At 69.0% G+C, this 8,623-nt stretch carries 8 protein-coding genes; 3 read left to right on the top strand and 5 right to left on the bottom strand.

Annotated features, from left to right (window positions below):
• Positions 1-258: 258 nt before the first annotated feature.
• Both DQW85_RS10090 and DQW85_RS10085 read right to left on the bottom strand, forming a co-directional pair.
• Positions 259-1,569 (bottom strand): LVIVD repeat-containing protein, encoded by a 1,311-nt coding sequence (locus tag DQW85_RS10090; RefSeq protein ID WP_113700092.1) that lies wholly within the window; start codon positions 1,567-1,569, stop codon positions 259-261.
• Positions 1,570-1,725: 156 nt separating this feature from the next.
• Complete coding sequence (locus DQW85_RS10085; protein ID WP_162794873.1) at positions 1,726-3,117, bottom strand: LVIVD repeat-containing protein; 1,392 nt, start codon at positions 3,115-3,117, stop codon at positions 1,726-1,728.
• A 172-nt stretch (positions 3,118-3,289) separates the two neighbouring features.
• On the opposite strand from DQW85_RS10085, the gene DQW85_RS10080 reads away from it, so the two are divergent.
• Complete coding sequence (locus DQW85_RS10080) at positions 3,290-3,922, top strand: DUF305 domain-containing protein (RefSeq protein WP_113700090.1); 633 nt, start codon at positions 3,290-3,292, stop codon at positions 3,920-3,922.
• Between the two features lie 23 nt (positions 3,923-3,945).
• On the opposite strand, the gene DQW85_RS10075 is transcribed toward DQW85_RS10080, so the two are convergent.
• A complete protein-coding gene (locus DQW85_RS10075) occupies positions 3,946-5,181 on the bottom strand; it encodes an adenosylhomocysteinase (protein ID WP_113700089.1) in 1,236 nt (411 codons plus the stop codon).
• Positions 5,182-5,242: 61 nt separating this feature from the next.
• A complete protein-coding gene (gene ahcY / locus DQW85_RS10070) occupies positions 5,243-6,670 on the bottom strand; it encodes an adenosylhomocysteinase (RefSeq protein WP_113700088.1) in 1,428 nt (475 codons plus the stop codon).
• 100 nt (positions 6,671-6,770) lie between these two features.
• On the opposite strand from ahcY, the gene DQW85_RS10065 reads away from it, so the two are divergent.
• On the top strand, positions 6,771-7,184 hold the full coding sequence (locus tag DQW85_RS10065) for a MerR family transcriptional regulator (protein WP_113700087.1): 414 nt from the start codon (positions 6,771-6,773) through the stop codon (positions 7,182-7,184).
• Positions 7,181-7,672 (top strand): GerMN domain-containing protein, encoded by a 492-nt coding sequence (locus DQW85_RS10060; RefSeq protein ID WP_113700086.1) that lies wholly within the window; start codon positions 7,181-7,183, stop codon positions 7,670-7,672. The genes DQW85_RS10065 and DQW85_RS10060 overlap by 4 nt, the downstream gene beginning before the upstream one ends.
• A 22-nt stretch (positions 7,673-7,694) precedes the next feature.
• Here the strand turns inward: DQW85_RS10060 and DQW85_RS10055 are convergent, their stop codons facing one another.
• Entirely contained in the window at positions 7,695-8,618 is a 924-nt protein-coding gene (locus DQW85_RS10055) for a cation diffusion facilitator family transporter (protein ID WP_113700085.1), read from the bottom strand.
• Positions 8,619-8,623: the final 5 nt, after the last annotated feature.

Here is an 8,623-nt window from a genome sequence, read left to right as displayed (position 1 = left end):
CCCCACGCCCACCCCGCGGCACCGTCGCCCGCACCCCACGCCCACCCGGCACCGCCCCCTCCAGGGCCTTCCGCCTACCCCGCGCCACCGCCTCCAGCGCTCTCCCCCCAACCGGCGGCGCAGGAGGCGCCACGGACGACCCCTGGCGGTTTCGCGCCTCCGGCCTGACCCGTCCGCCGGGACAGGGCGACTCCGCCGGGACAGGGCGACGGCAGCCCCCGCGTGAGGGAGCTGCCGTCGAGAGCGGGGCGGGCCCCGTCAGAACGCGTTCTGGGTCTGGGCGTTCAGCACCTTCAGCCGTACCTTGGCCGCGGGGGCGGTGCGCTTGTCGGAGATGCGCAGCACGTCCAGGCCCTTCTGGATGTCACTGCTGTAGATGTGGCCGTTGTAGTAGTACGCCGACCAGGAGCCGCCGAGGTCCGCCGGACGGAGCGGGCCGCGGTCGAAGTAGCCGATCTCCGTGGGCTGGGCCGAGTCGGTGAAGTCCCAGATCGACACGCCGCCCTGGTACCACGCCTGGACCATGATGTCCCTGCCCTTGACCGGGATCAGCGAGCCGTTGTGGGCCACGCAGTTCTCGGAGGTCGTCTGGACGCGCGGGATCTTGTAGTAGCTCTTCCTGACGAGCTGGCCACCCTCGATGTCGTAGACGGCGTTCGCGCCGCGCTCCGGGCTGACCGCCTTGGTGCAGGTCGCGCCGAGGCCGCCGCCGAGCTCGTCGGTGAAGACGATCTTGTTTCCGGTGTTGTTGAACGTCGCCGAGTGCCAGAAGGCGAAGTTCTCGTCGGTGACGGTGGCCGTCACCTTGGGGCGCTCGCGGTCGGAGATGTCCATGAGCACGCCGTCACCCATGCAGGCGCCCGCCGCGAGGTTCTTCTTGGGGAAGACCGTGATGTCGTGGCAGCCACTGGTCGGCAGGAGCAGCCCCTCCTGCGTCTCGTTGCCGCCCTCGGGGAAGAGCACCGGCGTGGCGACCACCTTGGCCGCGGTCGGCCTGTCCAGGGGCACCTTGACGATGGAGATCCGGTCGTGCGGGGGCTTGCAGCCGGGGAACTTGGCCTCCGGCCCGTACGACGACACGTACAGGTAGACCGCCTTGCCCGCCTTGTCCGGCACGAGCGTGTGCGTGTGCGAGCCACAGGCGGTCTTGACGGCCTTGATGTACTTCGGCCGCGCCTTGTCGCTGATGTCGAAGATCCGGATGCCCTCCCACGAGGACGCGGACGCCTCGGAGCCGGTCTCGCCCTTGCAGGAGTCGTTCCGGAGCGGTTCGTCCACGGAGAGGAAGAGCAGGTTGCCGCGGACCGAGACGTCGTTCTGCGCGCCGGGGCAGGAGACGCGGCTCACCACCGCGGGCTTGGCCGGGTTCTTGATGTCGTAGACGGTGAAGCCGTAGTAGTTGCCCTGGTAGGCGTAGTCGCCCTGGAACGCCAGGTCTGTGCCGTACGCGTCACCGGCGTCGAACGGCGCCTTCTTGGGGACGTTGGCAATGCGCTTGACGTTGGGGCTCGTCTTGCCGTCGTCCGCCGCCAAGGCGGGGGACGCCGCGAGGGCTAAGACGGCCCCCATCAACGCCAGGACACGGCCGATTCTGGACGCCACAGAGGACCTCCTGCTAGGGAATGGAACCAGGAGCCCAACTATGACAGGAAATTTCTCCCTTTCAGCGCAGAAGGCAGTACGGCGGAGCCGGTCGGGCTCCGCCGTACTCGTCAAGCGGGTCCGTCAGTCGTCGTGACCCCAGCCCCACCCGCGGTAGCGCTCCTGGGTCTGGACGTTCAGCCGGTCGCTGCGCACGCGCGCGGCGCCGTCGGTGAGCGGATCGTTGATCTTGAGGACGTCGAGGCCCTGGTGGAAGTCGGCCGCGTAGACGTGGCCGTTGTAGTAGTACGCCGACCACACGCCGCCGCCCTGGCCGTCGGCCCGCGGACCGCGCTCGAAGTAGCCGATCTCCCTCGGGTTGGCGGAGTCGGTGAAGTCCCAGAACGAGACGCCGCCCATGTACCACGCCTGGACCATGATGTCCTTGCCCTTGACCGGGATCAGCGAGCCGTTGTGCGCGACGCAGTTCTCGCTGTCGGCCTGGTGGCGGGAGATCTTGAAGTAGCTCTTGAACACGAGCCGGCCGTGGTCGATGTCGTAGATCGCGTCGGCGCCCCGGTTCGGCCCCGTCGCCTCGTTGCAGGTGGCCGCGCCGCCGCCGCCGAGCTCGTCGGTGAAGACGACCTTCCTGGCGTTGTTGCTGAACGTGGCCGAGTGCCAGAAGGCGAAGTTCGGGTCGGTGATCCGGGCCGTGACCTTCGGGTTCAGCCGGTCGGAGATGTCGAACAGCACGCCGTCACCCATGCACGCGCCGGCCGCGATGTTCTTCTCGGCGTAGGCGGTGATGTCGTGGCAGCCGCTGGTCGGCACCAGCAGGCCGGGCTGGGTCTCGTTGCCGCCGTCGGGGAAGACGACCGGGGTCGCCGCGACGGCCGCGGCGGTCGGGTTGCGGAGCGGCACCTTGATGATGGAGATCTTGTCGTGCGGCGGCTGGCAGTCGGGGAAGTTCGCAGCCGGCGAATACGACGACACGTACACGTAGAGGTTCCTGAGCCGGTCCAGCCCCTTGCCGGGCACCAGGGTCAGGGTGTGCGAGCCGCAGTTGGTCTCGACCGACTTGATGTACTTGGGCGCCGCCTTGTCGCTGATGTCGAAGATCCGGACGCCCTCCCACGCCTGCTTGTTGCTCGCGGGCAGCCCCGTGCTGTTGCAGGAGTCGTCGCTGCGGGAGCTGTCGACAGCGGTGAAGAGCAGGTTGCCGTAGACGCTGACGTCCATCTGGCCGCCCGGGCAGACGACCGAGCTGACCGGCTTGGCCTGCTTCGGGTGGCGGATGTCGTAGATCGAGAAACCGCCGTAGTTGCCGACGTAGGCGTAGTCGCCCTGGAAGGCGATGTCGGTGTTGATGGTCCCGGCGATGGGCGCCGGCTTCGGAATGTTGAGCACGTGGGACACGTTCGGGCTGGTCACCACGGTGTCTGGCGGAGGGATGTCGGCAGCCGATGCGGGCATGGCCGTCAGCAGTAAGATGACGGCGGCCCCGGCGCCGACCAGGCTCCTTCGCAAGGTCAACACTCGCGGCTCCTCTCGGTCCTAAAGGTGAGATAAATGCCCAAATAATCCCTCCGCGTACCACTCGCCGCCAAGCGATCATTCTGTCAAGAATTTTACTGACATGCCGTATTTACTGGACCTCACCTGATCGTCTAAAGTGCAACCTCGCGACTCATGCAGTCAAGGAGGTCGGGTGCGCAGCGCACTTACCATCGGCGCCTGCGCCTTTCTGCTCCTGGCCGGCGCTTGCACGGGCGGTGCCACGCCCGTCGCCGCCCCCACGGCCTCCGAAACGGCGCCCGTCATCGCTCCCGGCCGGCCGGGCGAGGAGGCCAGGACGCTCAGCCCGAGCGAGGCAGCGACCGCCGTGCCGCCCGAGGTGGCCAACGCGGCGGACGTCCGCTACATGCGGGACATGATCGTCCACCACCGGCAGGCCCTGGACATGAGCCTGCTGGCCGCCTCCCGCGCGTCAAGCGACGGTGTCAAGCGGCTGGCCTCCAGGATCAACGACGTCCAGGGGCCGGAGATCGCCATGATGACGGACTGGCTGAAGGCCCAGGGCCAGCAGGTCCCCGACCATCACGCCGCCCACGAGGGCATGCCGGGGATGGCGACGCCCGAGCAGCTCACCGCCCTCAAGGCGGCCACCGGGGCCGAGTTCGACCGGCTCTTCGTGCGGCTGATGACGGCGCACCACCGGGGCGCCATCACGATGTCGGCAGAGGTGCTGACCAAGGGGTCCCACCTCCGGGTCCAGGAGATCGCTGAGGACATCTCGGTCAGCCAGGCCACCGAGATCCGCCGCATGTCCCGCCTCCTCTGACGCTCCGGCGGGTGCGGCCAGGATCAGGAGCCGACCCGCCAGGAGTGGAGGTACGCCTCCTGGTCCGTGGTGAGCGCGTCGATGCCGATGCCCGTGGCGGCCAGCTTGAGCCGGGCCACCTCCTGGTCGATCTGCTCCGGCACGTCGTACACGCCCGGCGCGAGCTCCAGGCGTTCGCGTGCGAGCCAGGCGACCGCGAGGGCCTGGGCGGAGAACGACATGTCCATGACGGCGGCCGGATGGCCCTCGGCGGCGGTGAGGTTGACCAGGCGGCCCTCGGCGAGCAGCAGCAGGCGGCGGCCGTCGGCCAGGACGTACTCGTCGGTGCTGGGCCGGACGCCGCGATGGACCTCGGCGGCCAGGTCGTCCAGCGCGCGAACGTCGATCTCCACGTCGAAGTGCCCGGCGTTGGCCAGGATCGCGCCGTCCTTCATGGCGGCCAGGTGCTCGGCCCTGATCACGTCGCGGTTGCCCGTCACGGTGATGAACAGGTCGCCCGTCGTGGCCGCCTCGGCCATCGGGCGCACCTCGTAGCCCTGCAGGGTCGCGTCGAGCGCCTTGACCGCGTCGATCTCGGTCACCACGACCCGCGCGCCGAGGCCCTTGGCCCGTTCGGCCACGCCCCGCCCGCAGAACCCGAACCCGGCCACCACCACGGTCCGTCCGGCCAGCATGGTGTTGGTGGCCCGCATGATGCCGTCGAGCGTCGACTGCCCGGTGCCGTACCGGTTGTCGAACATCCGCTTCGTCCGGGTGTCGTTCACGGCCACGACGGGGAACCGCAGAGCCTTCTCCGCGGCCATCTGCCGCAGCCTGATGATCCCCGTGGTGGTCTCCTCGCACCCTCCCGAGACGCCTTCGAGCAGGTCGGTGCGCTCGGTGTGCAGGGTGTTGACCAGGTCGCACCCGTCGTCGAGGACGAGATCGGGCCCCAGGTCGAGCGCCTGGTGGATGTGCCGGTAGTAGGCGGCGCGGTCGACGCCGGCGCGCGCGTGCACGGCGACTCCGTAGCCCCGCAGCGCCTCGGCCACGTCGTCCTGCGTGGACAGCGGGTTGGACGCGGCCAGCGCGATCTCGGCGCCGCCCGCCTTGAGCGCCCCCATGAGCACGGCGGTCTCGGCGGTGACGTGCAGGCAGGCGGCGATCCGCAGCCCGTCGAGCGGCCGCTCGACGGCGAACCGCTCACCGATCGCCGTCAGCACCGGCATCGATCGGGCGGCCCAGCTGATGTGCCGCTCCCCGCTCTCCGCGAGATCCATCCACTCTCCTCGCCGGCCGGCCGGAGGGGCGCACGAGGACGCCCCTCCGGACCGGAAGAGATCAGTAGCGGTAGTGGTCGGACTTGTACGGGCCCTCGACGTGGACGCCGATGTAGGCGGCCTGCTCCTTGGTGAGCTCGGTGAGCTTGACACCGAGGGCGTCGAGGTGGAGCCGGGCGACCTTCTCGTCCAGGTGCTTGGGCAGCGTGTAGACGCCGATCGGGTATTCGGCCGTCTTGGTGAAGAGCTCGATCTGCGCGATCACCTGGTTGGTGAACGAGTTGGACATCACGAAGCTCGGGTGACCGGTGGCGCAGCCGAGGTTCATCAGGCGGCCCTCGGCGAGGACGATGATCGAGTGGCCGTCGGGGAACACCCACTCGTCCACCTGCGGCTTGATGGTGCGCTTCACGACGCCGGGCAGCTTGGCCAGGCCGGCCATGTCGATCTCGTTGTCGAAGTGGCCGATGTTGGAGACGATCGCCTGGTGCTTCATCCGCGCCATGTGCTCGGCGGTGATGATGTTGAAGTTGCCCGTGGCGGTGACGAAGATGTCGGCGATGCCGACGACCTCGTCGAGCGTGGTGACCTGGAAGCCGTCCATGGCGGCCTGGAGCGCGCAGATCGGGTCGATCTCGGTCACGATGACGCGGGCGCCCTGGCCGCGCAGCGCGTCGGCGCAGCCCTTGCCGACGTCGCCGTAGCCGCAGATCACGGCCACCTTGCCGCCGATCAGCACGTCGGTGGCGCGGTTGAGGCCGTCGATGACCGAGTGGCGGCAGCCGTACTTGTTGTCGAACTTGGACTTGGTGACCGAGTCGTTGACGTTGATCGCCGGGAACGCCAGCTGGCCGTTCTTGTGCATCTCGTAGAGGCGGTGCACGCCGGTGGTGGTCTCCTCGGTGACGCCCTTGATGCTCTCGGCGATCCTGGTCCACCGCTTGTCGTCGCCGACGGTACGGGTGAGCAGGTCGATGATGACGTGCCACTCCTCCGGGTCGTCGGCGGAGGCGGCGGGGACGGCCTCGGCCTTCTCGTACTCGGCGCCCTTGTGGACGAGGAGCGTGGCGTCGCCGCCGTCGTCGAGGATCATGTTGGGACCGTCACCGCCGGGCCAGCTGAGCGCCTGCTCGGTGCACCACCAGTATTCCTCGAGGGTCTCGCCCTTCCAGGCGAAGACGGGCACGCCCTTGGGGTCGTCCACGGTGCCGTCGGGGCCGACGACGGCCGCGGCGGCGGCGTGGTCCTGGGTGGAGAAGATGTTGCAGCTCACCCAGCGGACCTCGGCGCCGAGCGCGACGAGCGTCTCGATGAGGACGGCGGTCTGGATGGTCATGTGCAGGGAGCCCATGATCTTCGCGCCACGAAGGGGCTGGGCGGCCGCGTATTCCTTTCGGATCGCCATGAGGCCGGGCATCTCGTGCTCGGCGAGCCGGATCTCCTTGCGGCCGAAGTCGGCAAGTGAAAGGTCTGCGACCTTGAAGTCCATTCTGTTCCCCTCGCATCACGACGTTGTCGCCGACGAGTTTAGGCGCCGTCCCGACGAGGATGCACCCATCAGCGGCCATTCCTGACGTAAGAATGTAAGAATGCGCATCACGGAGGCCGCACAGCGGCTGGGCATGTCCCCCCGAATGCTCCGATACCGGGAGGCCCTTGGGCTCCTCCCGCCGGTCCGGGAGCAAGGCGCGCACCGGCGCTTCGGCCCCGACGAACTGGCGGCCGTCGCCCAGGGGGTGGACCTGGAGAAGAGGTTCGACGTCTCCCCCGCGGCGCTGGCGTTCGCGCTGCGCGTGCTGAGCGAGCCGGCCGTCGCCGCGGCCGTGCGCGAGCTGGGCGTACGGATCGGGCGCATCCAGGTGCCGCGCCGGGCGCTCGACTTCGAGAAGGAGAAGGCGCTACGGCTCCTCCGGGCCCCCGGCTCCGCCCCCGCCTCCGGCCCTGGAAGCCCCGCCCCCGACCGTCGAACCTCCGCCCCTGGCCGGACGTCCAAGAAGGCATGAAAGAGCTGTTGGTGGCCTCCGTGCTCGCGCTCTCCCCGGCGCAGGCGGCCGGCGCCCCCGCCCAGGCAGCGGGCACGGTGAAGGTGTACTTCTCCAAGGGGTTCGACATTCCCGGCAAGCTGGTGCCGGTGACCAGGAAGGTGCCTCACCGGGGCGTCGCCAGGTTCGCCGTCCAGCAGCTGATCGCGGGCCCGACCACGGCCGAGCGGGCCAGGGGCCTGCACTCCGAGCTGACAGGCCGGCTTCGCGGCAGGTCCGCCTGCGGTGCCGACTTCACCATCAGGATCAAGAACGGCACCGCCACGCTGCGCTTCTGCCGCACCGTCCAGGGCACCGGCGTGGGCGGCGACGCCCGCGTGCTGAACATGATCAGCACCACGCTGAAGCAGTTCGGCACCGTGAAGAAGGTCATCGTGCTGGAGAAGGACGGCAGGTGCCTGTTCGACCAGACGGACGCGGGGAGATCCTGCGTCACCGGCCACGAGTGACCGGGGCGGCCAGGGACGGGACTCAGGCGTTGGTGCGGGAGCGGTCGAGGTCGGGCTCCAGGTAGATGACGCGGGCGATCGGCACGGCCTCGCGGATGAGGCGCTCGGCCTGATCGATCCCCCTGGCCACCTCGGCGGCCGTGTCGTCGTGGGCTACCGCGATCTTGGCGGCGACGAGCAGCTCCTCCGGCCCGAGGTGCAGCGTGCGCATGTGGATCACGCGCTCCACCTCGTCGGAGCTCTCCAGCGCCGCACAGATCTTCCGCTCCATCTCCGGCGTGGCGCTCTCGCCGAGCAGCAGCGACTTGGTCTCGATCGCCAGGATGATCGCGATCACCGCGAGCAGCACACCGATCATGAGCGTGCCGATGGCGTCCCACACGGGGTCGCCGGTGACGACCGCCATCGTGACGCCGAACAGCGCGAAGATCAGGCCGAGCAGTGCCCCCAGGTCCTCCAGCAGGATGACGGGCAGCTCGGGCGACTTGGCCCGGCGCACGAACGCGACCCACGACTGCGAGCCGCGCACCGAGTTGGACTCCTTGATCGCCGTACGGAACGAGAACGCCTCGGCGATGATCGCGAAGATCAGCACCGCGAACGCCCAGATGGGCGACTCCACCCCCTCGTCGGAGGAGAGCTTGTGGACGCCTTCGTAGATCGAGAACACCGCGCCGATCGTGAACAGCACCACGGCCACCACGAAGGCGTAGAAGTAGCGCTCACGCCCGTAGCCGAACGGGTGCTCGCGGGTGCTCCCCCGCTGTGCCCGCTTGCCACCGATCAGCAGCAGCAACTGGTTGCCCGAGTCGGCCACGGAGTGGATGCCCTCCGCCAGCATCGAGGACGACCCGGTGAAGAACGCGGCCACGAACTTGGCGGCGGCGATGGACAGATTGGCCAACAGGGCCGCGATGATTGCCTTGGTACCGCCGCTCGCGCTCACCGGTC

It is taken from the genome of Nonomuraea lactucae (assembly GCF_003313395.1).
Classification (GTDB): domain Bacteria; phylum Actinomycetota; class Actinomycetes; order Streptosporangiales; family Streptosporangiaceae; genus Nonomuraea; species Nonomuraea lactucae.
This window is presented reverse-complemented; position numbering and strand designations above follow the sequence as displayed.